Annotated in this window: 27 protein-coding genes and 1 pseudogene; 12 read left to right on the top strand and 16 right to left on the bottom strand. The window is 64.8% G+C overall.

The features are described 5' to 3' along the window. Positions 1-66: 66 nt before the first annotated feature. Together GS429_RS16990 and GS429_RS16985 are read right to left on the bottom strand one after the other, a co-directional pair. Entirely contained in the window at positions 67-504 is a 438-nt protein-coding gene (locus GS429_RS16990; RefSeq protein WP_235920844.1) for a plastocyanin/azurin family copper-binding protein, read from the bottom strand. A 151-nt stretch (positions 505-655) separates the two neighbouring features. Next, positions 656-1,744 carry an NADH:flavin oxidoreductase/NADH oxidase gene (locus GS429_RS16985; protein ID WP_160066540.1) on the bottom strand — a complete coding sequence of 363 codons (1,089 nt, stop codon included), beginning with the start codon at positions 1,742-1,744 and terminating at the stop codon, positions 656-658. Positions 1,745-1,872: 128 nt separating this feature from the next. Here GS429_RS16985 and GS429_RS16980 point away from each other — a divergent pair, with 128 nt between their 5' ends. After that, positions 1,873-2,712 (top strand): BtpA/SgcQ family protein, encoded by an 840-nt coding sequence (locus GS429_RS16980; protein ID WP_160066539.1) that lies wholly within the window; start codon positions 1,873-1,875, stop codon positions 2,710-2,712. Positions 2,713-2,774: 62 nt separating this feature from the next. On the opposite strand, the gene GS429_RS16975 is transcribed toward GS429_RS16980, so the two are convergent. The 5 genes from GS429_RS16975 to GS429_RS16955 form a co-directional block, all read right to left on the bottom strand. Then, on the bottom strand, positions 2,775-4,016 hold the full coding sequence (locus GS429_RS16975; RefSeq protein ID WP_160066538.1) for a tripartite tricarboxylate transporter permease: 1,242 nt from the start codon (positions 4,014-4,016) through the stop codon (positions 2,775-2,777). 57 nt (positions 4,017-4,073) lie between these two features. Further along, complete coding sequence (locus GS429_RS16970; protein ID WP_160066537.1) at positions 4,074-4,829, bottom strand: DUF429 domain-containing protein; 756 nt, start codon at positions 4,827-4,829, stop codon at positions 4,074-4,076. A 138-nt stretch (positions 4,830-4,967) separates the two neighbouring features. Next, positions 4,968-5,315 (bottom strand): 50S ribosomal protein P1, encoded by a 348-nt coding sequence (gene rpl12p / locus GS429_RS16965; protein ID WP_160066536.1) that lies wholly within the window; start codon positions 5,313-5,315, stop codon positions 4,968-4,970. A 24-nt stretch (positions 5,316-5,339) separates the two neighbouring features. Beyond that, entirely contained in the window at positions 5,340-6,401 is a 1,062-nt protein-coding gene (locus tag GS429_RS16960; RefSeq protein WP_160066535.1) for a 50S ribosomal protein L10, read from the bottom strand. Position 6,402: 1 nt separating this feature from the next. After that, the gene (locus tag GS429_RS16955; RefSeq protein WP_160066534.1) at positions 6,403-7,035 is read right to left on the bottom strand and encodes a 50S ribosomal protein L1; all 633 of its coding nucleotides are present in this window, start codon (positions 7,033-7,035) and stop codon (positions 6,403-6,405) included. Positions 7,036-7,374: 339 nt separating this feature from the next. Here GS429_RS16955 and GS429_RS16950 point away from each other — a divergent pair, with 339 nt between their 5' ends. From GS429_RS16950 to GS429_RS16920, 7 genes are all read left to right on the top strand, one after another. Continuing rightward, positions 7,375-7,983 carry a hypothetical protein gene (locus GS429_RS16950; RefSeq protein WP_160066533.1) on the top strand — a complete coding sequence of 203 codons (609 nt, stop codon included), beginning with the start codon at positions 7,375-7,377 and terminating at the stop codon, positions 7,981-7,983. A gap of 51 nt (positions 7,984-8,034) precedes the next feature. Next, positions 8,035-8,409, top strand: coding sequence for a DUF7475 family protein (locus GS429_RS16945; protein WP_160066532.1), 375 nt, complete (start codon positions 8,035-8,037; stop codon positions 8,407-8,409). 114 nt (positions 8,410-8,523) lie between these two features. Then, complete coding sequence (locus tag GS429_RS16940) at positions 8,524-9,303, top strand: CDP-alcohol phosphatidyltransferase family protein (RefSeq protein WP_160066531.1); 780 nt, start codon at positions 8,524-8,526, stop codon at positions 9,301-9,303. A gap of 234 nt (positions 9,304-9,537) precedes the next feature. Continuing rightward, positions 9,538-10,551 (top strand): zinc-dependent alcohol dehydrogenase, encoded by a 1,014-nt coding sequence (locus GS429_RS16935; protein ID WP_160066530.1) that lies wholly within the window; start codon positions 9,538-9,540, stop codon positions 10,549-10,551. A 94-nt stretch (positions 10,552-10,645) separates the two neighbouring features. Next, positions 10,646-11,029 carry a 6-pyruvoyl trahydropterin synthase family protein gene (locus GS429_RS16930; RefSeq protein ID WP_160066529.1) on the top strand — a complete coding sequence of 128 codons (384 nt, stop codon included), beginning with the start codon at positions 10,646-10,648 and terminating at the stop codon, positions 11,027-11,029. Between the two features lie 50 nt (positions 11,030-11,079). Next, a complete protein-coding gene (locus GS429_RS16925) occupies positions 11,080-12,216 on the top strand; it encodes a glycosyltransferase family 4 protein (RefSeq protein ID WP_160066528.1) in 1,137 nt (378 codons plus the stop codon). After that, a complete protein-coding gene (locus GS429_RS16920) occupies positions 12,216-13,184 on the top strand; it encodes a class I SAM-dependent methyltransferase (protein WP_425438206.1) in 969 nt (322 codons plus the stop codon). The genes GS429_RS16925 and GS429_RS16920 overlap by 1 nt, the downstream gene beginning before the upstream one ends. 55 nt (positions 13,185-13,239) lie before the next feature. Here the strand turns inward: GS429_RS16920 and GS429_RS16915 are convergent, their stop codons facing one another. From GS429_RS16915 to GS429_RS16890, 6 genes are all read right to left on the bottom strand, one after another. Next, complete coding sequence (locus GS429_RS16915; protein ID WP_160066527.1) at positions 13,240-13,728, bottom strand: 50S ribosomal protein L11; 489 nt, start codon at positions 13,726-13,728, stop codon at positions 13,240-13,242. Positions 13,729-13,831: 103 nt separating this feature from the next. Then, positions 13,832-14,134 carry a divalent-cation tolerance protein CutA gene (cutA, locus tag GS429_RS16910; RefSeq protein ID WP_160066526.1) on the bottom strand — a complete coding sequence of 101 codons (303 nt, stop codon included), beginning with the start codon at positions 14,132-14,134 and terminating at the stop codon, positions 13,832-13,834. A gap of 62 nt (positions 14,135-14,196) precedes the next feature. Further along, positions 14,197-14,388, bottom strand: a complete 192-nt coding sequence (locus GS429_RS16905; protein ID WP_160066525.1) for an HEWD family protein — start codon at positions 14,386-14,388, stop codon at positions 14,197-14,199. A gap of 169 nt (positions 14,389-14,557) precedes the next feature. Then, the gene (locus GS429_RS16900; protein WP_235920843.1) at positions 14,558-14,887 is read right to left on the bottom strand and encodes a hypothetical protein; all 330 of its coding nucleotides are present in this window, start codon (positions 14,885-14,887) and stop codon (positions 14,558-14,560) included. Between the two features lie 220 nt (positions 14,888-15,107). Further along, positions 15,108-16,625 (bottom strand): phosphoenolpyruvate carboxykinase (ATP), encoded by a 1,518-nt coding sequence (locus tag GS429_RS16895; protein ID WP_160066524.1) that lies wholly within the window; start codon positions 16,623-16,625, stop codon positions 15,108-15,110. Between the two features lie 291 nt (positions 16,626-16,916). Then, positions 16,917-17,354, bottom strand: a complete 438-nt coding sequence (locus GS429_RS16890) for a cupredoxin domain-containing protein (RefSeq protein WP_160066523.1) — start codon at positions 17,352-17,354, stop codon at positions 16,917-16,919. 118 nt (positions 17,355-17,472) lie between these two features. Here GS429_RS16890 and GS429_RS16885 point away from each other — a divergent pair, with 118 nt between their 5' ends. From GS429_RS16885 to GS429_RS16875, 3 genes are all read left to right on the top strand, one after another. Continuing rightward, entirely contained in the window at positions 17,473-18,198 is a 726-nt protein-coding gene (locus GS429_RS16885; RefSeq protein ID WP_160066522.1) for a protein sorting system archaetidylserine synthase, read from the top strand. 72 nt (positions 18,199-18,270) lie between these two features. Further along, positions 18,271-19,638 (top strand): HEAT repeat domain-containing protein, encoded by a 1,368-nt coding sequence (locus GS429_RS16880; RefSeq protein ID WP_160066521.1) that lies wholly within the window; start codon positions 18,271-18,273, stop codon positions 19,636-19,638. Between the two features lie 224 nt (positions 19,639-19,862). Beyond that, positions 19,863-21,686 carry a phospholipase D-like domain-containing protein gene (locus tag GS429_RS16875; protein ID WP_160066520.1) on the top strand — a complete coding sequence of 608 codons (1,824 nt, stop codon included), beginning with the start codon at positions 19,863-19,865 and terminating at the stop codon, positions 21,684-21,686. Between the two features lie 251 nt (positions 21,687-21,937). On the opposite strand, the gene GS429_RS16870 is transcribed toward GS429_RS16875, so the two are convergent. Continuing rightward, complete coding sequence (locus tag GS429_RS16870) at positions 21,938-22,372, bottom strand: metal-dependent transcriptional regulator (protein WP_160066519.1); 435 nt, start codon at positions 22,370-22,372, stop codon at positions 21,938-21,940. A gap of 190 nt (positions 22,373-22,562) precedes the next feature. Next, positions 22,563-23,057 (bottom strand): ferritin-like domain-containing protein, encoded by a 495-nt coding sequence (locus tag GS429_RS16865; RefSeq protein ID WP_160066518.1) that lies wholly within the window; start codon positions 23,055-23,057, stop codon positions 22,563-22,565. 302 nt (positions 23,058-23,359) lie between these two features. On the opposite strand from GS429_RS16865, the gene GS429_RS16860 reads away from it, so the two are divergent. Beyond that, positions 23,360-23,557: a hypothetical protein gene (locus tag GS429_RS16860; RefSeq protein ID WP_160066517.1), complete on the top strand. Its 198-nt coding sequence runs from the start codon at positions 23,360-23,362 to the stop codon at positions 23,555-23,557. 22 nt (positions 23,558-23,579) lie between these two features. Here GS429_RS16860 and GS429_RS16855 read toward each other — a convergent pair. After that, positions 23,580-24,053 (bottom strand): annotated as a pseudogene (locus GS429_RS16855) (hypothetical protein); the annotation flags it as partial. Positions 24,054-24,150: the final 97 nt, after the last annotated feature.

Raw genomic sequence — 24,150 nt, 5'->3', positions numbered from 1 at the left:
AAACGATGCTATGGGAGCGGTGGGGCGTCTTCGGTGGGGTGGGTGCGTAGACGTAGCGCGTCGGGATTACTCGACCTGGATTTCGCCGCGCATCGCGTTGTCGTGGGGTTCGCAGACGTAGTAGGCCATCTCTTCGGTGGCCGTGATGTCGATCATCTGGTCGTCACCGGGTTCCGTATCGGTGGTCGTATCGGTCTGGTAGTCCTCGACGAGTTCGTCGTTTTCGTCCCAGATCTCGATGTTGTGATCGTTGCCGTCGCCCTCTGGCCAGCCAATCTCGTAGTCCTCGCCGTCCTCGAGGATGAGCGTTGGATTCTCTTCGCCTGCGATTTCGTCCGGCGAAATCCCTTCCCAGCCGCCGATCAGGCCGTTGAGTTCGATCGTTTCGCCGGCTTCCATGTTGAAGCCGCCGTTGCCGTTCCCGTTTCCGTTGCCATTATCGTCGTCGTCGGAACATCCGGCGACGAGTGCGGTTGCCGCTGCGGCGCCCGTGAGCTTCAGCATAGTGCGTCGACTGTGAGTGGAATCAGTCATCTGTTCTCGTAGAATAGTAATAAACGACGACAATTGAAGGGTGTAGCCCGTTCCCACCGACTGGGAGATGAGGCGACCATGTTCGGTAGTTTAAATTCAGAGTCCTGGTCAGTTCGGGCCGTTACCGGACGGCCCGCCGATACTGGATCGGCCATGCATCGGCCGACTCGGACTCGAGTTCCTCCGCAGCCCGGACGCCGAAGTACGGGTCCCGGAGGAACTCGCGACCGACGAGGACGAGGTCGGCTCGCCCGTTTCGAACCAGCGCATCGGCCTGTTCGGGCTCGGTAATACCGCCGACGGCACCGACGGCGACGTTCGTCCCCTCGCGGACAGCCTCCGCCAGCGGCACCTGGAAGTTCGGACCGGCAGCGACCTGCTGGTCCGGGTGGAGTCCGCCCGAACTGACGTCGATCAGATCGACACCGAGATCGGCGAGGTCGCTCGCCAGCCGAACGGACTGATCGATGTCCCACGCCGCTTGCCCCTCGAGCCAGTCGGTTCCGGAAATTCTGACGAAGACGGGCTTATCGTCGGGCCAGACGTCCCGGACGGCGTCGACGACCTCGCGGACGATCCGCGTCCGGTTCTCGAAGCTGCCGCCGTACTCGTCGTCGCGACGGTTCGTCGCCGGTGAGAGGAATTCGTGAAGCAGGTAGCCGTGAGCCGCGTGCACTTCGGCGATTTCGAATCCCGCCGCGAGCGAGCGTTCGGCCGCGGCCCGATAAGCGTCGATCACACCCACTATGTCGTCCGTATCGGCCTTCGTCATCGCCGGCCGCTCACCGTCGAACGGCGGATAGGCCTCGGGCGACGGCGAGAGCACTTCCCACCCCCCGTCATCGGGGGCGATCGGCACGTTACCGTCCCACGGCCGCGTCTTGCTGGCCTTGTGACCCGCGTGGGCGAGCTGGATCGCCGGCACTCCACCCTGCTCGCGAATGAAGTCGGTCGTCGGCTCGAGGGCCTCGGCGTGGTCGTCGCTCCAGATCCCGAGATCGTGGGGCGTGATCCGACCGCGCGGCTCGACGGCGGTCGCCTCGGTCATCACGATGCCCGCGCCGCCGACGGCGCGACTGCCGAGGTGGACCCGATGCCACTCGGTCGGGAGCCCGTCGGTCTCGCAGGAGTACTGACACATCGGCGAGACCGCGATCCGATTCGGTATCTCGAGGCCGCGCATCGATAGCGGCGAGAACAGTTCGGTCATCGACGTCACTTGCGACGGTCGGGAGAAAAGGCCAGTGAACGGGGCGGCTTTGCCGGCTCGGACTCGAGTCCAAGCTTCAGCCAGGTCGAGTCGCATCGACTTTGTCCGTTCGAGACGACACCGTCGGTATGTCCACGCCGCCGCCGCTGCTCGACCGATTCGACGCGCGCCATCCCGTCGTCGGGATGATCCACCTGCCACCGCTTCCCGGCGCGCCAGCCTTCGACGGCGATCGAGACGCCCTCCACACTCGACTGCTCGAGGACGCGCGCCGCCTCGAGACGAACGGTATCGACGGCATCGTCCTCGAGAACTTCGGTGACGCGCCGTTCTATCCCGAGGACGTCCCGCCCCACGTCGTCGCGGAAATGACCGCGCTCGCGACGAGCCTGACGAGCGCCGTCGACGTGCCCGTCGGGATCAACGTGCTCAGAAACGACGCCGAAGCGGCGCTTTCGATCGCCGCCGCGGCGGACGCCGCGTTCGTTCGAGTGAACGTCCACGTCGGCGCCGCGGCGACCGATCAGGGCGTACTCGAGGGCCGCGCCCACGAGACGCTGCGGCTTCGGGACCGACTCGAAGCCGACGTGTCCATCCTGGCGGACGTCCACGTCAAGCACGCGACGCCGGTCGGCGAAGGCAATATCCAGCAAGCCGCACTCGAGACGGTCGAGCGCGGCCGAGCCGACGGCGTGATCGTCTCGGGGCGGGGAACCGGAGCGGAGGCTGCGCTCGAGGACGTCGAACGGGTCTCGTCGGTGGTGGAAACTGAACGAGCTGTAGACGACCGCGCCGCCGTCTTCGTCGGTAGCGGCGTCACGACTGAGACGGTCGGCAACTGCCTCGAGTCGGGCGCAGACGGCGTCATCGTCGGAACGGCGCTCAAGGAGGGCGGTGAGACGACGAACCCTGTCTCGAGCGACCGCGTCGCGGAACTGGTGGCGGCTCGGGACTCGAGCCTCGAGTGACGGCTATCCGTTCCCGGTTCCACTCGTTGGCCGTGGGGCAGTGAACTCACGTTGCGCTTCGGTTAGAGAGCGAACAGCAGTGGCCCGATCAGCACCCCCATCAGATGGACGCGTCGGGCTCGAAACCGCACCGGAACCATTCCGATCGCAGCGGCGACGACGAAGACGACGATACCGAGGGCACCCGTGAAGAGATACGAGAGGACGAGCAGGAGTGAGAGCACGGCGACCGATATCTTCCAGTACGGCATTCGACCGACAATTTCGAGATACGCGTCGCCGACGACGATCACGAGCACGAACCCGAACAGGCCCGCGAAAACGATTCCGGCGAGCAATATCGGGAGCTCAAGCGGTGCGTTTACGCTGTCGAAGGCGACCATCACGCCGGTTCGTGGCTGGCCGATAGCAACCAGCGCGAAGAGCGCAAAGATGGTGTTCGCCGTGTCGACGCCGCTGGTCGCGACGATGTAGCCACGATCACCGGAGCGACCAGGAACGAAGACGAGAACCGCGACGGCGGCGATCGCCGCCGAAATTCCCGGGATGTAGCCGACGACCGCACCCGCGAGCGCACCGGCGATTGCCGTCACCCCGACGAGCGGTCCGGACATTTCGATCGCATCATCGCGCTGTGGCGGAATCCCGCTCCCGACGATCGCGTCGAGTAACACCGGCGCGCCGAACAGTCCGGCGAAAAGCGGTGCGAGCATGCCACCGGCTTCGAGGGGCGCGTCGGTCGCGAGATCGAGCGTAAGCACTCCAAGCCCGGCTGCGAGGGCGAACGAGCAACAGCCGCCGAGGCGGGCCCGCCAGGTCGGCTCCGAGGCGACCAGTGCGATGACGACCATCGAAAGCAAGAGCGCAAGATTCGAACGAATCGTCGGATACGCGGCTGTCACACCCCACGTGATCGGCAGCGCCAGCGGGATCGCGACGAGAACCGCGAGGATGCTCCCGAGCGCCGAGAGCCGGATCGCTTCGTAGCCCCGGCCCTCGAGAACCATCCGGTGGGCCGGGAGTGCCGTCACGGCCATCTCCGCGTCGGGGACGCCGAGCGCCATCGCGGGCACGGCGTTGAGAAAGGTATGCACGACGCCCGCGGCGAGCATCCCGCAGCCGACGAACAGCGGCGGCCCGGGAATCGACGGCGCGAAGCCGGCGAGCAGGAGGGCGAAGTTGTTGGCGTGCAGTCCCGGTACGAGCCCGCTCACGCTGCCGAGCAGCGAGCCGGCCAGGATCCAGCCGAACAACTGCAGCGAGACCGACGGGTCGGCGACGAACTCGATCGGGGCGACAGCCATCGGCCTGTCTGGCCGCGGCCTCCGTGTTAAACTCGCGGCTCCGTCGTCGCTCGAGGATCAGGTCCGTAGCGCTTCGACGCCCGCCGGTGCGACGATCTCCATCCGCAGGTCGTACCGATCGGTTGGCGGGTCCCGGGGTAGTGACACCGTCTCGCCGCGCGCGGTCACGGCGAGGACGAACGCGTCGAGCAAATCGTCCCGATTCCCCGCTCGGAGCCGACGGGCGTGGACCGGCCGGTCGTCGATGTGCTCGCGTTCGAACGACTCGAGGTCGAGCGCGTCAGCACCTTCCGCCTCGAGCAACTCGCGTCGCCGCTTGAGTCCCGCCTCGGTCGACTTTTTCGGGAGTCCCGACTCGCCGGCGAGCGCGGCGAAACACACCTCGGGATGCGATTCTCGAACGGTTCCTCGCGCTTCGGCGAGTTCGCGGAGCAAGCCGTCGACTTCCCGGATCGCCGGACAGATGTGGTAGGCCTGCGTGGAGATGCGATTCCCGGTCGCCGCCTCGTTCCTGTCGCCCGCCGTCTCGTACTCGTCTTCGTAGACCGCGTCACGAACGGGCGCGTAGAAGACGCTGCTTCGGCTCTCGCCGAGTACTTCTCGAGCCTCGACGTCACACTGTCGACGAGCGTCCTCGGCCAGTCCGATCGGGATATCTACGAGGATCCGCTCGGCGGGACGGTTCGCCCGCCACGCGTTCAGGATCGAGGGATAGAACGCGGCGGTGTACGGATGCTCTCCCTCGCGGTCGTCGTCGTCGATCACGGCGACCCAGCCGGAACCGGCCCAGTCGAGTCCCACGTATCGGCTCATACCGGAGTCTCGAACGGCCGGCTGTTAGGTTTTGGTAAGGGCGTTGTCCCTGGGGCCAGAGCAAGCGGAACAGCGCAGTCGCTGTTCGAACACAGCGGCCAAGAAAAATGGGATCGGTCGAAATCGTCGCGTCGCGACTTAGCCGAAGAGTTCGCCGAGGCCCTCGCCACCGGCGTCGTCGTCTTCGTCGTCGTCCTCGTCCGTCGTGTCCGGGACGTCGCTGGTCTCTTCGACCTCTTCGTCGTCGCCACCCTCGTCGGCTGCGCCACCGGCTGCAGCGCCGCCTGCGGCGGCACCGCCGGCGGGGACGGCAGCAGCTTCCGAGACTGCCTCGTCGATGTCGACGTCCTCGAGTGCGGCGACAAGCGCCTTGACTCGGGACTCTTCGACGTCGACGCCGGCAGCGTCGAGTACGTTCGTCAGGTTGTCTTCGTTGAGCTCTTCGTCCGCTTCGTTCAGGATGAGTGCAGCGTATACGTATTCCATTGTTAGATCCTCCGTTGGGAGTCGTTATCCGAACATCTCGCCGAGACCGGATGCGCCGTCACCGTCGTCTTCGTCGTCTTCGTCGTCATCGTCGGTGTCGGCGTCAGCGTCGGCCTCCGCATCGTCTTCGGTGTGGTCGTCTGCCGATTCGTCCTCGCCGTCGCCCTCGTCGCCGGCTGCCGAGCCGGCAGCCACGTCGACGTCCTGCAGTTCCTCAGGCAGGGCTTCCTCGTCGTCGATCTGGGCCGCGAGCGCACGCAGCTGTGCGTCGGCCTTGGAGACGAGGTCGGGCATCAGCTCTTCGTCCTCGATCGCAGCGTGCAGGCCGAGGCTCTTGGCCTCGCCCGTCGCTTTGGCGATGAGCGTCGGCGCGGTGGCCTCGGTCGGGTAGCTCGCGTTGATCGAGAGGTTTCGAGCGCGAGCGGCGGCCGTCGCCACGTCGCTCTCGTAGGCCTCGACGTCGATGTCGAGGTCCTCGGGGTCGAAGAGCACGCCGTCGGCGATGACGGCGCGAAGGTCGAGACCGACCTCCTTCGGTTCGATACCCAGCTCGTTGAGGACGTTCGACAGGTCCGCAGAGACCTCTTCGCCGGCCTCGAGGACCGTCGAATCCTCCATTACCTGGATGGAACCGTCTTCGATGCGCGCGTTCGCACCGATGCTCTGGAGTTCGCCGACGAACGGCCCCGGATCGACACCCGTGTCACCCTCGGGGATGACGATGTCGTTCGGGGCGACCTCGCCCTCGTTGATCGGAGCGGGCGTCTTCGACGCCTCGAGCTCCTTGTAGAGCGAGAACGGGTTTTCGTTCGTGCCGACGAGTCCAACCTGGCCCTCGATCTGCTCGACGAGGTCGTCGAGTCCGGCGTCCTCGAGTGCACGGACCTGCAGCGTGTTGCGGCTGACGCGCAACTCGGCGGTGCCGTGCAGGTCGCGACGCATATCCTGCAGCTGTTTGCTCGGAATGCCGGTGATACCGACGATGCCGACGCTCTCGTAGCTCTCGATGAGCTCCGAGAGTTCGTCGACTTCTTCTTTCTTCCACTGTGGAAGGTTCTCGGTTTTGCGTTCAGCCTGTGCGCTCATTCTAGGCCACCTCCTGAGACGGCCCCATCGTCGTCTTTACGTAGACGGCATCGATGTTCTGTGGGCCCTTCTCGAGGTCGGCGTGCAGTCGTCGCAGGATGACGTCGATGTTGTCGGCGATCTTTTCGGCATCCATATCTTCGGCGCCGACGAGCGTGTGGAACGTTCGGCGGTCACCGGAGCGAAGCTGCACGGTATTCTTGAGTCTGTTGACGGTCTCGACGACGTCGTCGTCGGGCGCGAGCGGGTCCGGCATCTTCCCCCGGGGACCGAGAATGGTACCCAGGTGCCGGGCGATATCTTGCATCATCGCCTCTTCGGCGATGAAGAAGTCCGTCTCGTCGGCCATATCTTTGGCCTCGTCGTCGTCCAGATCGGCCACGTCGCTTTCCGAGAGGACCTCGTCCGCTGCCTCCTCGGCACGGACTGCGGTTTCACCCTCGGCAATAACGACGATACGGGTTTCCTGGCCGGTTCCGGACGGCAGGACGATAGACTCATCTACACGGTTCGACGGTTCGTTCAGGTCAAGGTCGCGCAAGTTAATCGCGAGGTCGACCGTCTCGGTAAAGTTCCGATCGGGCGACTCCTCGAGTGCGCGAGCCACTGCGGTTTCAATATCCGAATCTGCCATCGTTCACCTCCGTAGTACGCAGGAGTGCTCCTACGGGTCAGTGAAACAGGCAACGCCTGTCTCCCTTGAACGAAGTGGCATGCCGAACTTAAACCCGTCGAACTGGTCCGAGCGCACGCCTCGGCGCCTTTCGCGTGATTGACTAGCAAATGGGATGGATCTCGCCTTCAGATCGGTCCCTCGCTGTCAAAAGTCACTGTACACCTGATCGGACGACGGCTCTGTGATTACTGTGTCGTTCGTTTTGATAACTACTCTAGACAGTTTCGTGAGAGCGTTGCCGTCTCTCAGTGATGCTAACCGCAAATACTATCATCCACGACAGTATCTACTTGCTATATGTGGCCAGCAGATTTTTATACGGGGTTCGAGATAGCCGCCGTTGAGTGGGTGGTACCGCTCGCGCTCAGCGGTGTCGGTTTCGAAACGTACCAGACGCTCGGCGCGCTCGAGCGAGCGGGAATCCAGTTCGGCGCGACGCTCGTCGTCGCGATGGTTTTTCTCGGACTCGCTCAAGGATACGGGCCGAAGACGGTCGGAACGTCCCGCCGAAGTCCGGTCATTTCGCTCTGCATCGGCCTGCCTGGCCTCCTCATCGTCAGCGGAATCACGGCCACGGGGTACCTGATCATCGGCACGAGTCTCGGCACGTTCTTCGGAATTCCGGTCGTCATCATCGGCGCGACGGTACTGCCGATACTGACGGTGCTCGGCTTCGTTGCCATCGGCCAATCCATCGCGACGCGACTCGGCCGCGACCAGCTCTGGGCCGGCGTCATCGTCGGAAGCGTCCTCAGCGGCCTCGTCGGCGTCTCGGTGGCGACTACCATCCTCGCCGCCATCGTAGCCGGCGCACTCGGCGTCGGCGCTGGGGTTCGCGTCCTGTTCCGGTCCGGTGGAACGACCCAACCCGACGAACGCACCGTTCCCCCTGCGAACAAGATTTAGGCCGACCGCTTCGGCGAAAGGTGTTTTTCGACCCCTGTTGATAACGCCAGTATGACGGCTTCGAGCGACCGACTCGGTGACGGCCTCGAGCCGCTCTCGACGCGACACTGGGTGGGGATCGGACTGGCGGTCGTGACCGCCGCCGTCCACCTGGTGCTCGGTCTCGGCTTTCTCCCCCACTGGATGGGCGGTGCCTTTCTCGTTGCGACCGCCGGCTTCGGCCTCGGCGTCGTGCTCGTCGTACTGGACTACCGCCGCCGGCTCGTCTACCTGCTCGGGATTCCGTTCACCGGTGCACAGGTCGTCCTCTGGTACGTGCTCAATCGGCCCGCCGGCGTGGGTGACCTCTCGGGACTCGAGGCCGTCGATAAGATCGCACAGGCCCTGTTACTCGTCGCACTGGTGGTGCTCTATCGCCGTGAGTGATCGCGTACACCCTGCTACAGGCCCCTTCTGCACCCGTACCCGTCTTCTCCCCTCTCGGCACTCTTTGGCCCCGGGAGACCGCTCGAGTAGACTCCCTCGAGGAGGGACACGGCGATGACTGACGACTCGGTCCTGACCGTTCGTCGGCGGGCGCGCTCGCGGTGGGCTCGCATTAGCGCCGGAAACGCAGCGATGGTCGCGCTCGCGGTCGTCGCCCTCGAGTCGCTGTGGACCGACGGTCCACCGCCCGGTTTCCTCGTCGCCGTCGGCGTGATGCTGACGCTCGAATCGGCGTTCGTTTACCGGCTGCTCGGCGGTCTCGAGCGCACACGGCGACCGGCGAATCGACCCGTCACAATCGCAACGTGGGTGACCGTCGCTCGGGGTGCGGCAGTCGCCGTGCTCGCGGGCTTCGTTGGAACGGAGCCGCCGTCGGGAATCGCGTGGGTCCCGGCGGCGCTGTTCGCCGCCGCAGCGGCGTTCGACGCGGTCGACGGAGCGATCGCCAGAGCGACTGACACCGTCACCGATTTCGGCGCACGACTCGACGTCGAGACGGACGGGCTGGTCGTCCTCGTCGGGACGCTCGTCGCCGTCGTCGACGGCGCACTGCCGCGGTTCTTTCTCGCCGTCGCCGTCGCACGATACCTGTTCGTCGCCGGTCAGTGGTGGCGAGAGCGGCAGAGCAAGCCCGTATTCGACCTCCCTCCGAACCGGCTTCGCCGGCCGCTCGGAGGGCTGGCGATGCTCGCGGTCTGGCTCGCGCTGTTGCCGATCCCCGGTGACACCGTCTCGCGCGCGTTCGCAACCCTTCTGGTGGTCCCGTTTCTCGCCAACTTCTGCTGGGACTGGCTCGCCGTGACCGGCCGCGTCGGGCCATCCGCACGCCCGTGATCGGTCGTTCTTCCGCACAAGGGCCACTCCGACAGTGGCTCGTCGCCGTCCGTACGGATCCCCTAGGATCAGCCGTACGGACGGCATACCCGTTTCTACGGGGGCGGTACTTCCCTCGATCGTACAAACGACCAAGTGGCCCCCCGTGGAACGTCGATCCAGCGTGACCGATTACGTCCGTCGTCATCGAACCGAACACCCCCAGTCTTCCCGCCGCCGGTGGCGAGCCAAGCGATGAGCGCGCGCACGCTCTACTTCACGGGCCCGGAGACGGTCGCCGTCAGGTCCCGACCGGTTCCCGACCCCGGGCCGGAAGAAGTCCGCGTTCGAACCACGGTCTCGGCGATCAGCGCCGGCACCGAGGGGTTGATCTACCGCGGTGAGGCGCCCACCGACCTCCCGGCCGACGAGGAACTCGAGGCCTTCGACGGGGACCTCTCCTTTCCGCTCCAGTACGGCTACGCCGCGGTCGGCGAGGTCACCGCCGTCGGCGAGAACGTCGCCGACGACTGGCTCGAGCGGCAGGTCTTCGCGTACAACGGCCACGAGAGCCACTTCCTCGCTCGGCCGGACGACCTCCTGACGATTCCCGCGGGCGTCTCGGCGCGGGAAGCCGCCCTGTTCGCGAACCTCGAGACGGCGGTCACCTTTCTGCTCGATGGCGAACCGCTTCTGGGCGAACACGCCGCCGTCGTCGGGCAGGGTACCGTCGGCCTGTTGACGACGGCGCTGCTCGCACGGACTCCCCTCGAGACGCTCGTCACGTTTGAGCCGTACGCGAAGCGGCGGTGGCGCTCCGAATCGTTCGGCGCGGATCGGTCGATCGATCCGGCCGAGGCCGCGTTCCCCGCGGACTTCGAGGAGATCGCCGGCACTCGCGCGGACCTGACCTACGAACTCTCGGGCGATCCCGACGCGTTGAACGACGCCATCGCCACCACCGGTTTCGACGGGCGCGTGCTCGTCGGCTCGTGGTACGGCACGAAGCCGGCGCGTCTCGACCTCGGCGGGCGCTTTCACCGCGACCGGATCGAGATCCGAAGCAGTCAGGTGAGCACGATCGATCCGCGCCTCTCCGGACGGTGGTCTCGCGAGCGCCGCCACAACCTCGCCTGGGACTGGCTCCGACGGCTCGAGGTCTCGTCGCTGTTCACCCACGAGATTCCGCTCGAGGACGCCGGCGAGGCCTACGAGTTGCTCGAGGAACGGCCCGACGAGGCGATTCAGGTGTTGTTGACCTACGACTGAACCGCTCCCCGCTTCAACCAGCCGCTACTCCCGCTTGGCTCACTAACTGCAGATCACGGCCGGAATTTAGTCACTCCCCGTCGTCGCTTCGAGCATGTACACCGTCTCCGTCTCCCGCACCGTCGTCGCCCAGCACTATCTGACGGTGCCCGCTCCGGGGCCCGAAGGAGACCCACACTCCCATCGGTTCACGATCGACGCGACCGTTCGCGGCCCGGAGCTAAACGAGTACGAGTATCTCGTCGATATCGACGATCTGACCGCCGCGATGGATCACCTCGCTGACTTCTACCGCGACCGAACCCTCAACGACCTCCCCGCATTCGAGGGCGCGAACCCGAGCGCCGAGCGATTCGCGCGCGTCTTCGGCGACCGACTGCTCGAGCGCCTCGAACTCGAAGCCCAGGGAGTGACCAAACTCAGGATCGAGATCGAAGAGGACGACGTAGCCCGCGTGGCCCACGAACGGTCGCTCTGAGGATCAGGCTCTCACTCGCAGTCACGGTCACAACGACAACCACACCCACAATGAAGATCGGACTGGTCGTCTACGGCGGTCTCGAGCAAACGTCGGGCGGCTACCGCTACGACCGTCAACTCGTTTCCGCCCTCGAGGATCGAGGGGACGACGTCGACGTGATCTCGATCCCTCGGCGGCTCGAGGACGATCCCGCCGGAGTCGTTTCCGACCGAACGACCTCTGCCCGCCCCAATAGCGACACCGCCCCGTCGATCCGCGAGCGCCTGGACCGACCGTACGACGTGCTCTTACAGGACGAACTCTGCCATCCCGCGCTGGTCCAACACAACCCCCACCTCGAGGGGCCGGAGACGATCGTCTCGCTGGTTCACCTCCTTCGATCGCCCGACCCGACGAAAGACGACCCGGCAGTGCGGGCGCGCGAACGCCGCTACCTCGAGTCGGTCGACGCGGCGATCTGTACGAGCGGTTACACCCGCGAGCGGACGACGGCGCTCGTCGACACCGACCTCCCCACGCTCGTCGCCCCGCCCGCAGGACGCCACGAGGAACCAGCGCTCTCGAGCGAGGCCGTCGCGAAGCGCGCTCGCGCGGACCCGCTGGAGGTCGCGTTCGTCGGAACCCTCGTCCCGAGAAAGAACCTCGTGACGCTGCTCGAGGCGCTCGCGCGGATCGACGAGGCGGGTCGTGACTGGCACCTGACCGTCGTCGGCAGACACGACGCCGACCCCGCGTACGTTCGCGACGTCCGCGACCGCATCGGTGCGCTCGAACTCGGCGACCGGGTAACGATCACCGGCAAGGTCGAGACCGCCAGACTCGAGTCGATCCTCGAGCGTTCGCACGTTCTCGCGGTGCCGGCCCGCTACGAAGGGTTCGGAATGGTCCATCTCGAGGCGATGGAGTACGGCGTCGTCCCGGTCGCCGGCAGCGTCGGCGGCGCGAGCGAGTTCGTCGCGGACGGCCGGAACGGGGTCGTCGTCGAGCCGACCGATCCGTCCTCGCTCGCGGACCGACTCGGCGCGCTCGCGGCCGACCGCGATCGGCTCGCAACGCTCGGGATGCGGGCGCTCGAGACGGCGGCCGCGCATCCCTCGTGGGCGGAAACGATGGACGAAATACGGGCGTTTCTGGGCCGGCGTCTCGACGAAGCCGACGACGCCAACGGAGGTGACTCGCCGTGATCGAGTCCGCACAACCGTACCTCGAGGCCAAGCGAACGCTCGACGACCGCGCACTGAACCGTCGGGTCCTCGAGCAGTTCGCGACGGCGCTTTCGGCTCGCGGGGAGCCCGTGCGGATCGTCGAACTCGGAGCCGGCGTCGGTACGATGATCGCGCGGCTCGCCGACTGGAGCCTGCTCCCGGACCGCGTTTCGTACCGCGCCGTCGACCGCGACGCGGCCAGTATCGAACGGGCTCGAGAACTGGTTCCCGCGCACCTCGAGTCGACGGGGTACGATGTCGAGTGGCTCGAGTCGCCCGCCGGGGCGACGGTCGAGGGCGGGGGCGGGGACGACGTTCCGAAATCGACGACTCTCGTCGCGCGACCCGCGGACGAACCGGCTTCGGACTCGAATCAGCGTCTCGAGATCACCCTCGAGGTCGCCGACGCCCTCGATATCGATGATCGAGCTGACGCCGTCATTGCGGCCGCACTACTCGATATCGTCGACCTCGAGAACGCGATTCCGGCGCTCGAGGGACTACTCGTCGACGGCGGCGTTTGCTACGCGCCGATCACGTTCAACGGCGGGACCACGTTCGCCCCTCGAGACCGACTGGACGAGCGGATCGAACGCCAATACCATCGCCACATGGACGAGATTCGGGACGGCGGACGCAGCCGCGCCGGGTCGGCGCTGCTGGCGACGCTTTCGCGATCCGACTGGGACGTACTCGCATCCGGCGGCTCGGACTGGGTCGTGGTGCCCGCCGACGGCGGTTACTCTAGCGACGAGAAACGGGTGGTTGTGCACGTCCTCGAGACGATCGACGAGGCGCTCGCGGACGTTGCGTCGGACGCTCTCGAAGCCGACGAGCGAACGCGCTGGCTCGAGCGCCGTCGCCGCGAACTCGAGGCCGGCGACCTCGTCTTCGTCGCGCACAATCTGGACGTTCTGGCGCGGATCAAAGAAACACAAACGCCGTAGCTCCCGGTGAAACGCTCGAAAAAACCGTCTCGCCCGGTGTCGACGTTCGAGACGACTACGCTTCGGCGCCGTCGAGGAGCACGTCGTCGTACTCGCCGCCGTCGACCTTCTCCTTGAACTCTCGAGCGTCGTCGCCTTCGATGGTGACGCCCATCGAGGCGCAGGTGCCGACGACTTCCTTCGCGGCGTTGATCGTATCGTAGGCGAGCAGGTCGGGGTGTTTCTGCTCGGCGATCTTCTTGACCTGATCGACGGAGAGGTCGGCGACGAAGTCCTTCTGGGGTTCGCCGCTGCCGGTCTCGAAACCGGCCTCGTCCTTGACGAGCGCCGCCGTCGGTGGGACACCGACGTCGATCTCGAAGGAGCCGTCGTCGTCGTAATCGACGGTGACGGGCACTTCCGTGCCGTCGAACGCTTCCGTCTGATCGTTGATCTGCTGTACGACTGCCTGCACGTCGACGGGTGTCGGTCCGAGCTCGGGACCGAGCGGCGGGCCAGGGTTGGCCTGGCCACCCGGAACGAGCACTTCGATGGTTCCAGCCATACCCGTCACAACCCGTGCGCGAGTTTTAAGGGTTGCTTTTTCGGGCAGTCGTCGCCTGTGACGGTCTCACGCACCGCGGATGGGTTCGGGACGGTTCCCGCGCTCACTCGACGCTTTCTGCACGCCACTCGGCGAACGACTCGAGGACATCACTCTCGTCGAAGCGCTCGATACACGGGACGTCGTAGGGGTGGAGCTCCCGTACTCGGTCGACGAGTTCCGGGTAGGCGTCGGCCGTCGTTTTCGCGAGTAAAATGATTTCCTCGTCGTGGTGAATCTCGCCGTCCCAGCGATACGTGGACGTGGTCGAGAGCCGGTTGACGCAGGCTGCGAGTCGCTCTTCGACTACCGCTGTCGCGATTTCGTCGGCGTGATCCGGTGGGGCCGTGATGTAGACGGTCGGCATACTCGAGCAGACGGGACAGAGAGCAAAAAGAACCGCACTCTCGGAGGGCGCCTCGGCGGCGCTTAACTTTTGTTCTGAACGACCGGGTTGAACGTGCCGTTGATATCCCACTCGTGGAGACAGTGTGGGTTGCCGACCTGCTTTTCGCCGTCCTTACGGACGAGTTGCCATGCCTCGAGGGTGGTATCCCAGTGTTCGGCTCGATCGCACCGTTCGCAGACGCGGGCGGTTGGCGTGCGTACCTGTGGACTCATTACCCGCCTGTGAGAACTACACACACATAACGCTATTCCCGTCCGGCAAGTACTGCCTCTCAACGGGGCGTACAGTCGCCGTCGCTAATAGGTTCTGGCCACTCGAGCCGCGGTCCGGATAGTTGCAAGGAAAGGCTACGAGACGCGATGAGAATCGCCTACCAGACGGCTATACCTGTCGCTGCTTCTGCTCGACCTGTCCGGACGCGGTCGCTTGTCCGTTCGTTTCGGGAGCGACACGACGACCGGGTGAGAACCGCTGGCCGCCAGGTGAGCGGTACCTCGCGACCAGCGCCCACATGATTCCGGTACCGAAGACGCCGACCGCGGCGAGAGTCATCCCCAAGGAGGCGAACGTCAGCGCGTAGACGACGCCCAACGCCATCTTGGGGACGCTCGTACCGAGCGGAATGCGCGCATCGACGTTTCGAACGGTGGGCGTGAGAAAGACGACCGTCAACAGACTCCCGAAGACGAAGATCAGATCCTGCCAGAGCATAACTAGACTACTCGTTGCTGAGTAAATATATACATCGATTGGCGTACTGACAGTCTACCGATCCGAACGGTCGTTTCGAACCGCGACCAGTCACTCGAGCGTCGGCAGATCACGCCCGTCGCCTACCCTCTCGAGTCCTCATACGATCCGTTGGCGTTCAGTACTGGGGATCGACGGTTTCGTTCGATCGATTCCCGGTATCACGCGACGACGATTCGTCTCAGTAGACCGCGTCGAGGATCTCGTCGCGGAGTTCGTCGAACTGCGCCAGATACTCGCGACGTTCGGCTCGCAGGTCCGCGACTGCCTCGTCGTAGTTCTCGACGTGGTCCGGAACGTAGTAGGCCTCGATATCGAGGCCGGGGACGGAGTCGGGGATCGTCAGCCCGGTTCGATCGTCGTCGGTCCACTCGATCGTCTCGCGGGCGGCTTCGGTGAGAATCGTCACGGATTCTTCGACGCCGATATCCGCGGACTGCTGGCCGAGATACCCCGTATTGATGACGTAACACTCGACGTTGAGTTCGTCGATGAGGTCCTGAAAGATGTTCCCCTCCTCGCCCTCGGGCCCGATGATGAACGGGTTCGTGCCGACGACGCGGATCGATTCGCCGGCTCTGGACGGATCGCCGGCGCTGGTCTCGATCGACTCGCCGAGCATGAACGCGACGGCGGCCTGCTCGTCGTCGAGTTTCGCGACCGGCGGCATCAGCGGATTGCGGGTGATGAAAAAGACCTGATCCATCCGCTCGAGGTCGATCCCCTCGTCGGCGCTCTCGAGGCACTCGCGCTGGACGATCGCCCGGGAGTTCGAGGTGTACCGGTCCTCATCGAAGTCGACCGTGCCGTCGTCGTCGACGGCGACGTTCTCGAGGATCGCGGAGTCGTCGGTCGCGGCCTCGTACAGTTCGGGCTGTTCCGCCTCGTCGAGGCCGATGGTCTTGATGAACAGCCCCTTGCCCTCGCTGCCGGGTACCGAGCCGTCCGGCAGGAGGCCACAGACGTCGTCCTGTAACATCGCGGCGTCTTCGGGGCCCTCGAGCCAGCAGCCGTGGGAGGTTAGCGTCGACTTGCCGGTCGCCGAGAGACCCATGAACACCTGACCGACGGTCTGCAGTTCGCCGTCGCCGTCGGCGTCGCGGACGCGGACGCGCTTGCTGCCGGCGTGGAGACCGAGGCCGCCCTGCTGTTTGAGATTGAACATGAACAGCCGCAGGAACGACTTCTTGGCCTCGCCGGTGTAGTCGCTGCCCAGTACGGTCGTCACGTTTTCGTCCGGCAGTACGCGGATCGCCGTTTCGTCGTAGTCGGGTACCTGAACGGTGTAGAGGTCGGGGTCGCGTCCGTCGGTCGGCTCGAACAGCTTCGCCCACGACAGCGCGATTCGGGCGTACTCGACGGGAACGAAGAGCCGACAGCAGAAGGTAGCCTCGGAGTGACGTCCCATGAGCCGGTCGACACAGAGCATCTCGCGATCGGCGGCGAGATCGATCGCTTCGTCGACCAGTTCGTGGTCACGGTCGGTGAACTCGTCGTCGACGGTGTTTTTCGTCCGATCGGCGCTCCGAGATCGATACTCGCTGACGTACGACGGCGACCCGAACTCGGTCGTCGTCTCGTCGTCGGCCGCGAGATCGCGAAGCTCCGCGAGCGACGGGTTGTACCGAACGTTCGACGCGGTTGTTGGATCGGGAAACTGTCGGACCAGCGGACGGGACTCCGCCCCGGTTTCGGACATATACGTGATTCACCATCATCCTGAGGTATAAACATGGAGGATTATGATCACTGTGTGTCACACCCTAGCCAACAATTAGGGTAACTCCCGAGAATATATGGGTACAGGGGCGTGAGTTGCCGATTCGTTACCCTATCAATAACTGTCTGAAAACACACACTTCTCAAAAACAACTCGAGTCAGAGTTATTTTACGTGCCTGTTATCGACGGCCGGCATTCGGATCTAGGTTGGCCCGAACCGCCGTCGAAGAACATCGAACTCGCCGCCAACGGTTACCGATCGAATGGATTCACTCGGTGACGACGACCGTTCCGATCATGCCGCCCTTGACGTGCGGTTCGCAGATGTAATCGTACCGACCGGGGATTTCGAAGGTGTGTTCGAACGTCGCTCGAGGGCCGAGGCGTCCGCCGGTGTGGTCGTGCCAGGCCTCGCGGGCGGTCTCCTCGTCGTCGTATCCGCCCGTCGCGAAGTACGTCGCGCCGTCGGGCATGCTTTCCTCGATCGCCGTGACGGTGTGGTCCGCGCCGCTCGTATTCTTCCAGACGACGGACTCGCCGACGCTCGCTTCGTACTCCGCGGGGAGGAACTCGTTGCGGCTCATTCCGATCGTGCATTCGTCGCCGCGACACGGCTCGTCGTCGAACACGCTACGGACGGTCGAACAGCCCGCCAGTCCGGCGGAAATCGAGGTTCCGACGGCGGCGAGATAGACGCGCCGGTTCATACGAACGGGTTGGGACAGTCGCGATATAACCGCCCCGGTTCGATCGTCGAAACCCGTTCGCGTCGACCGCGTGACGAAACGAAAACACGTAAGGTAGCTCCCCGTCGAATCCGCGAGTATGCTTCCCCGGTTCGTCGGGCGACTCGGCATCGCCGACGCAGTGACGATCGCCAACGCTGGACTGGGGTTCGTCGCGGTCGTTATCGCGTTCGTCGACATCGGTCTCGCCGCCCGACTCATCCTGCTCGCGGCCATCGCTGACGGCTTAGACGGTATCCTCGCCCGCCGCTACGGCGGCACCGACGCCGGCCCCTATCTTGATTCGCTTGCCGACGTCGCCTCCTTCGCCGTCGCGCCCGCCGTCCTCGCGTTCGTCGTCGTCACCGACGGCCTCGAGATCGGGTTCGACGCCGTGACCGGCGAACTGCTCCTCGTCACGGGCGTCTGTGCGCTGTTCGTCGCGATGGCCGTCACTCGGCTGGGCATGTACACGGCGTACGACGTCTCCGGCGACTACACCGAAGGTATCCAGACCACGCTCGCGGCGACGATCCTCGGCGCGGCGATCCTTGCCGGCGAAACCCAGCCGTGGCTCGTCCTCGCGGTCACGGGCGCGTTCTGTTACCTGATGGTCTCGCGCGTTCAGTACCCCGACCTGCTGGCTCGAGACGCCGGCATCATGGGCGTCGTTCACGCGCTCGCGATTCTCGTCCCTACTTTCGCCGGCCGGACGTTCCCCTACGCGCTGTTGACCCTCGGCATCGCCTACATGTTGCTCAGCCCGTGGTTCTACTGGGGTGAACGCGAACGGCGCACGGAAGCCGAACTGCATGGAAACGCTTAGGGCCTTCCTGGGACGACCGTAACGTATGTACACTGCCACGCGTCCGCGTTATCTCCAGATCAAGGTGGTACCATGAGCGATGACGAGGCAGCCGCTGACGGAGCGGACGACCCGACCGACGAGGAAGCGGAACCGGAACCGGACCCGATCGATCTCGAGGCCATCCGCGAGGCGCTCGAGGCGTTCGAAGACGACGTCGACACACTCGAGTCCGACCTCGAGGCGGCCGAGACCGAGGACGACCTGGACGTCGTCGAGGCGGACATCGAATCGTTCCGGGAGGAACTCGAGACGATCGAAATTCCGGACCCCCCGGAAACCGAAGACGACGACGAGGACGAGGACGAGGACGAGGAAGACGAGATCACGCCCGAAGAGGAACTGCAGGATCGCTACGACGACATCGAGAGCGACGTTTCGGACCTCGAGTCCGACCTGGAAGACCAACGCGGCCCCTACGGCGAAGACGTCATCGACGAAATCGACGGCGCCAGCGGAACGATCACGGGCACCCGCTGGACCGAGGAGGGCAAGGCCGAACTGATCGAAGTCGTCGAGGGATTCCTCGACGATCTGAATGGCCTGCTCGGTAGCTCCGTCGCCCTGGTCGACGAAGGCGACGACGTTCCCGATCAGCTCGATGCGACCCTCGACGAGGCGGCCGACGCCGTCGACGCCGCCGAACTCGGCGCCGACGACGACGCCGAGACCATCGCCGGTCTGCTCGAGGCGACCGACGACCTCGAGACCGGCATCGACGACGCCACGGAGTGGACCGACCTCGAAATCCGCGAACAGCTCCGCCGCGAGGGCTACTACGACGTCCTCGACCACGTCAAGGACTTCCCGCCGGAGTGGCACGCGCTCAAGGTCCACGAGAAACGCGGCAACGTCGACATGATCCTGTTGGCCCTCGAAACGTTCGATTCGGACTTCATGGAGGAACACTGCATGGAGGCCCTCGAGCGCATGGGTCCCGAGGAGGCCACCGATGCGATGCTCCAGAAGGCAAACCGGCGAGATCAGCCGGCGATGCGCATTCTCGGAAAGATCGGCATCGAAGACGACGAAGTCGTCGAGACCCTGCTGGACTACGTCGACTCCAATCCGAATCTCCAGAAACCGGCGTTCAGAGCGCTCGGCGAAATTGGGGCCGAGGCGGCCGTCCAGCCGATCGCCAACCAGCTGGTCGAGGACAACCCCGACGTCCGCAGCTGGGCCGCTCGCGCGCTGGGACTGATCGGCGACACTCGCGCCATCGAGCCCCTCGCCGATGTTCTCGAGGATGACGACGAAGACCGCGTCCGCGCCAGCGCCGCGTGGGCGCTCAACCAGATCGGCACGGCCGAGGCCCTCGAAATCGTCGCCGAATACGGCGACGACCGCGCGTATCTCGTGCAGGCCGAAGCAGAGAAGGTGAGCCTCGAGCCGGCGACCTGAGCGGTTTCTGATACGGATTGCTGTAGCTATTTACCGCCGATCACCGACTCCGGCTCTGGTGATCGGCGGTAATTGACTACAGTAAACCGTATGACGCCTTTTTCGAACGTTCTCGACGGTGACAGCTGGTAGCGACGCGAAGGATCGTCGCTTCATTGAACCCCGACCGACGCCGCGGACGACCAGCCGAGGCTTTATGTCCGAAGGCGCGGCCAGACCGGCCGATGCCCCTCCGACGAATTGGTCTCGTCGCGCTGGTCGTCGTCACCCTCGTCGCTAGCGGGGCGACGCTTGGATTCGTGGCCGGTGAGCGCGTGCTCGCCGACGCTTCCTCGACACCGGCGTCCGCTCGAGGGGCCGCCGATGCGCTCGACTGTCCCGCAGGCTTGCAGGGCCGGCCCGGCCTAACCGATGAGGCCACCGCATCCCGAATCGTCGAGCTCTATCCGAACCCCACTGTCCACGACAACGTCGGCGAGTATCTGGTCCTCGCGACGCCCCCCGAAACCCGCCTCGAGAACTGGACGATAACTGACGGTCACAGGACCGCCGCCCTGCCGAACGAGACAGTCTCCGGGCGAGTCGCGTTGAGCACCAGCCCGAACGTCACCAAGGGATTGACCGACGAGCCGGTCCTCGAACTCGAGGGAAGCCTGCGACTCGCCGTCGACGGCGATGATCTCGAACTACGGAACGGATCGACGACGGTCGATGCGGTTTCCTACGAGCGTGCACCGCTTGCGGAGCGGTGGTTCCGGGCTAACGGAGACCGTGACGGGACCCAAGACGGGAACGGAGACAACGACGCGGAGACAAACGGAAACGGGGCCGACGAAACCACAACGACGACGCCCGCGACCGGGGACTGGCACCCGCGAGGCGCGACCTGTCTCCCGGTCTCGAGCAGCGAGGTCAACGAGGCCACGGCGTTCGTCCTCCCGGACGCTCCGGAGGTCCCCGTCGAAACGATCCGCCAGGCCGACGACCGACTCCTGCTTGCGGGCTACACCTTCACCTCCAGCGAGGCCGCGAGCGTCCTCCTCGAGGCGGCCGACCGCGGGGTCGACGTCGCAGTCATTCTCGAATCCGGCCCCGTCGGCGGCACTCCTGAAACGACCGAGCCGGTTCTCGAACGACTCGAAGACGGCGGGGTCGACGTTCGCGTCACCGGCGGCGAGGGCGCTCGCTACCGGTACCATCACCCGAAGTACGCGGTCGCCGACGACCTGGTGCTGGTCACCAGCGAGAACTGGAAGCCGTCGGGTATTGGCGGCGCCTCGAGTCGCGGCTGGGGCGTTCGCCTCGAAGACGAAGCGCTCGCGGCCGACCTCGCGTCGGTGTTCCGCGCCGATCACGAGGGGTGGGATACCCAGTCGGGCGCGGCGTTCCGGGCGAATACCTCGTTCGTTGACGACGACAGCGCGGCGACGCCGTCTCGTTCGTTCCCCGCCGAACACGAACCGGCGACCCTGCCCGTCGACTCCGCGGAACTGCTCGTCGCCCCGGACAACGCCGAGGAGCGACTGGTCGAACTGATAGCCGCGGCCGAGGACGACCTCCTCATCAAACAAGCCAGCATCGACGGCGACGTGTCGGTTCTCGAGGCGTCGGTCGACGCGGCTCACCGCGGCGTCGATGTGACGATTTTGCTCGATTCCACCTGGTATCACGAAGACGAAAACGACGCGCTGGCGGACGACCTCGAACGGCTGGCTGCCGACGAATCGCTCCCGCTCGAGGTCGCCCTCGTCGACGAGACAGATCGATTCGAGAAGATCCACGCGAAAGGCGTCGTTATCGATCGGGAGACCGCCGTCGTCGGAAGTGCAAACTGGAACGAGAACGCGTTCACGAACAACCGTGAGGTCCTCCTGGCGTTGCACGGCGAGGAGATCGCAGCCTACTACGCCGCCGTCTTCGAGGACGACTGGGAGGGCGACGGCGGCCCGTGGACGCTCCCGTACGGACTGAGTGTCACCGTCGTCGTCGCGCTCGCGCTCGCAGCGCTCGTCGGCCGTCGGTACGTCCACTTTGGCGACCCGCAGTAGTCAGACGGTCTCCCGTCCGTCAGTACCGGCACACCCACAGTCGCCGTGGTTGCACCGCGAACTCGGTACAGTAGCTCGTATCATACGGTTTACTGTAGTCAACTACCGCCGATCACCAGGGACGGGGTCGGTGATCGGCGGTACATAGTTACAGCAATCCGTATCAGTCGTCGTCGCGCTTGAGAGCGGAATCGACGGAAAAGATGCGTTTCGGGACTGGAACTGGGACAGGGACCGTTCGAGCCGACAGTTCAGTCCGCACAGCCGTCGGGGCCAACCTCGAGATGCTCGCAGTAGTCCTGCTCGGCGTCGAAACAGTCGGGACACTCCGCGGGTCGATCGATGATCGTATCGAGACGGTCGGCGACCGTGTCGTCGATGACGCTCTCCAGGGCGCGGGCCTCGTCGCGAAACTCCTCGACCTCGAGGACGTTCGCGAGAAACCGCTCGATGATACAGTAGGTCTGGAGAGCGTTGTGGGCCCGCTCGATCCCCTCGTCGGTCAGGCTCGCACCCTTGTACTTCTCGTGTTCGACGAGTTCCCGTTCCTCGAGTTTGCCGATCATCTCGTTGACGCTTGCCGGACTGACCTCGAGTAAGTCCGCGAGCGTGCCGGTCGATGCGGGTCCCTCTTCGATTCGTTGTGCGAGATAGATTGCCTTGAGATATTGATCTGCGGTATTCATGGCCTCCCTCCGTCGTGACCGTTTGTCGCGGTGTTCGTTCCCCGGTGCGTTCGGTCCCGGGGACCCGTACTCGTACTTGTACCCGTACCCGTACCCGTACCCGTACCCGTATGAGTACGGGCTTGCGCTCGTCGAATTCCGGTCAGAAACCCGGTGCCGTTCGAGTCAGATCCTTCGTAAAGCGGCCTGCTCATGCTCTGTGCTCCATGATCTCCGTTACCTCTTCGACGCCCTCTTTCTCCTCTTCGCGAATGTCGTACAGCGTTTCGAGCAGCCGATCCCGATCGATGGCGTACTCGGCGTCGGACGCCTCGATCGCGTCGATCAGGTCGTCGTAGAACTTGTAGGCCGTCTCCTCGTTTGCCAACTGATCGTAGAGTACACCGTCGGTATCTTCCGGCGGGCCGTACTGGGCGTCGACCAATGCGTTAATTTCCTCGTAAGCGACCGTTTCCGCGTCGAGATCGTCGATCAGCGCCTCGAGCCGCTCGCGGTGCTCGGCCGACTCTTCGGCTGCCTCCGTAAGCAACTCTCGCACCGCCTCGTCGACTGCAGCCTGCTCGGATGGCGGCAGGGTTTCGAGGTGGTGGGCGGCGCGTGACTCGACGACCTCCTCCAGTACCACGCCGATCTGGAGGAGTCGAGCGAGTTGGTGGTCGCTCGAGACACGCTGTCCCAAACTCATACCACGTCGTCGGGGCCGCTGATACTTAATCGTCCCTACTCGATACCGACACGTTCTGGCCGTGTCGCTTCCGTTCGGGTCCCGCGTCAGCGATAACGTGGCCGGCGCTCCGCACAGCTATCGTAGCCACTGCGAGCCACTGGACACCTGATCGCACAGTTGTCGTGCGATCAGTTGTAAATAGGTGCAGTTGTCACTACGCCGCTGAGCGGCCAGTCGCCTGGATCGCCGTCGGCGGGAAACCGTTACCGAACGATCGGTATGGAGTCATTAGCTAACTGGGCCGGCGCTGATCGGCAGCTATGGACGTGACCCTATTCGTTGGCAGTCTTCTGGTCGTCAGCGGTGTGATCGTCTATCTATTCCGCGACGCCATATTCTGGCTCCTCCTGTTCGGAATGTTCGACAGATCGGATCTCAGTGAGCTGGGACATTCGCTATTTAAGGGGGCCGGACTGTTCCTGATATTCGAAGGCGGGCTGATCGTGGTGCTCAGCTGATTGGTCTTCGTAACCGAGCGACTTATTTACGGTACCGCCAGACGCGCGCTCCGTCGCCACCGTCGACTGCGTCGACCTGTTTGAGCCCGGATTTGAGACAGCGCCACCAGCCGTCGGTCGTCTCGTAGCCGGCGGGACACTCCGCGTACAGCGCCTCCACGAAATCGGACCGTCGTGCCCGCTGCTCGTCTCGCAGATAGGCCAGGGCGCGACCGACGGCGCGACGACGCCGTTCGACCGTTTCGGTCGAACGACCCGGGATCGACAGCGCATCGAGGTCGGCGATATCTTCGCCGGGACGAACGCTATCCCCGGCGAGTCCCGTCGAAGACGCGTACTCGAGGCCGGTCTGGACGTCCCTGTCCAGCCGCTTTCGCGTGGTCGCGACCGCCCGCCGGGACAGTTCGTCGAGTCGCTCGGCTTCGACGTTCCCGAGGACACCCGCGTCTTCCAGCACGGGGTCTTCCCGAATGCGTGCGACACGCTCGGGGGTCAGCCTCGATGTCGATTTGCCTTGTTGAACGCAAGACGGCATCGGGGTGGGGTTGCTGATCTACAATTTTACGGCGTTAGAGACGACTTTTCGACCTCAG

The sequence above is a fragment of the Natronorubrum halalkaliphilum genome, assembly GCF_009834785.1.
Lineage (GTDB): Archaea > Halobacteriota > Halobacteria > Halobacteriales > Natrialbaceae > Natronorubrum > Natronorubrum halalkaliphilum.
This window is presented reverse-complemented; position numbering and strand designations above follow the sequence as displayed.

Coding starts and splice junctions, on each gene's coding strand:
- GS429_RS16925 (WP_160066528.1), top strand. CDS start 11,080: ATGAAGATCGGACTGGTCGTCTACGGCGGTCTCGAGCAAACGTCGGGC.
- rpl12p (WP_160066536.1), bottom strand. CDS start 5,315: ATGGAATACGTATACGCTGCACTCATCCTGAACGAAGCGGACGAAGAG.
- GS429_RS16985 (WP_160066540.1), bottom strand. CDS start 1,744: ATGACCGAACTGTTCTCGCCGCTATCGATGCGCGGCCTCGAGATACCG.
- GS429_RS16890 (WP_160066523.1), bottom strand. CDS start 17,354: ATGAACCGGCGCGTCTATCTCGCCGCCGTCGGAACCTCGATTTCCGCC.
- cutA (WP_160066526.1), bottom strand. CDS start 14,134: ATGCCGACCGTCTACATCACGGCCCCACCGGATCACGCCGACGAAATC.
- GS429_RS16915 (WP_160066527.1), bottom strand. CDS start 13,728: ATGGCTGGAACCATCGAAGTGCTCGTTCCGGGTGGCCAGGCCAACCCT.
- GS429_RS16900 (WP_235920843.1), bottom strand. CDS start 14,887: ATGCTCTGGCAGGATCTGATCTTCGTCTTCGGGAGTCTGTTGACGGTC.
- GS429_RS16935 (WP_160066530.1), top strand. CDS start 9,538: ATGAGCGCGCGCACGCTCTACTTCACGGGCCCGGAGACGGTCGCCGTC.
- GS429_RS16960 (WP_160066535.1), bottom strand. CDS start 6,401: ATGAGCGCACAGGCTGAACGCAAAACCGAGAACCTTCCACAGTGGAAG.
- GS429_RS16875 (WP_160066520.1), top strand. CDS start 19,863: ATGCCCCTCCGACGAATTGGTCTCGTCGCGCTGGTCGTCGTCACCCTC.
- GS429_RS16870 (WP_160066519.1), bottom strand. CDS start 22,372: ATGAATACCGCAGATCAATATCTCAAGGCAATCTATCTCGCACAACGA.
- GS429_RS16970 (WP_160066537.1), bottom strand. CDS start 4,829: ATGAGCCGATACGTGGGACTCGACTGGGCCGGTTCCGGCTGGGTCGCC.
- GS429_RS16860 (WP_160066517.1), top strand. CDS start 23,360: ATGGACGTGACCCTATTCGTTGGCAGTCTTCTGGTCGTCAGCGGTGTG.
- GS429_RS16945 (WP_160066532.1), top strand. CDS start 8,035: ATGACGGCTTCGAGCGACCGACTCGGTGACGGCCTCGAGCCGCTCTCG.
- GS429_RS16895 (WP_160066524.1), bottom strand. CDS start 16,625: ATGTCCGAAACCGGGGCGGAGTCCCGTCCGCTGGTCCGACAGTTTCCC.
- GS429_RS16865 (WP_160066518.1), bottom strand. CDS start 23,057: ATGAGTTTGGGACAGCGTGTCTCGAGCGACCACCAACTCGCTCGACTC.
- GS429_RS16975 (WP_160066538.1), bottom strand. CDS start 4,016: ATGGCTGTCGCCCCGATCGAGTTCGTCGCCGACCCGTCGGTCTCGCTG.
- GS429_RS16980 (WP_160066539.1), top strand. CDS start 1,873: ATGTCCACGCCGCCGCCGCTGCTCGACCGATTCGACGCGCGCCATCCC.
- GS429_RS16955 (WP_160066534.1), bottom strand. CDS start 7,035: ATGGCAGATTCGGATATTGAAACCGCAGTGGCTCGCGCACTCGAGGAG.
- GS429_RS16885 (WP_160066522.1), top strand. CDS start 17,473: ATGCTTCCCCGGTTCGTCGGGCGACTCGGCATCGCCGACGCAGTGACG.
- GS429_RS16880 (WP_160066521.1), top strand. CDS start 18,271: ATGAGCGATGACGAGGCAGCCGCTGACGGAGCGGACGACCCGACCGAC.
- GS429_RS16950 (WP_160066533.1), top strand. CDS start 7,375: ATGTGGCCAGCAGATTTTTATACGGGGTTCGAGATAGCCGCCGTTGAG.
- GS429_RS16905 (WP_160066525.1), bottom strand. CDS start 14,388: ATGAGTCCACAGGTACGCACGCCAACCGCCCGCGTCTGCGAACGGTGC.
- GS429_RS16990 (WP_235920844.1), bottom strand. CDS start 504: ATGCTGAAGCTCACGGGCGCCGCAGCGGCAACCGCACTCGTCGCCGGA.
- GS429_RS16930 (WP_160066529.1), top strand. CDS start 10,646: ATGTACACCGTCTCCGTCTCCCGCACCGTCGTCGCCCAGCACTATCTG.
- GS429_RS16940 (WP_160066531.1), top strand. CDS start 8,524: ATGACTGACGACTCGGTCCTGACCGTTCGTCGGCGGGCGCGCTCGCGG.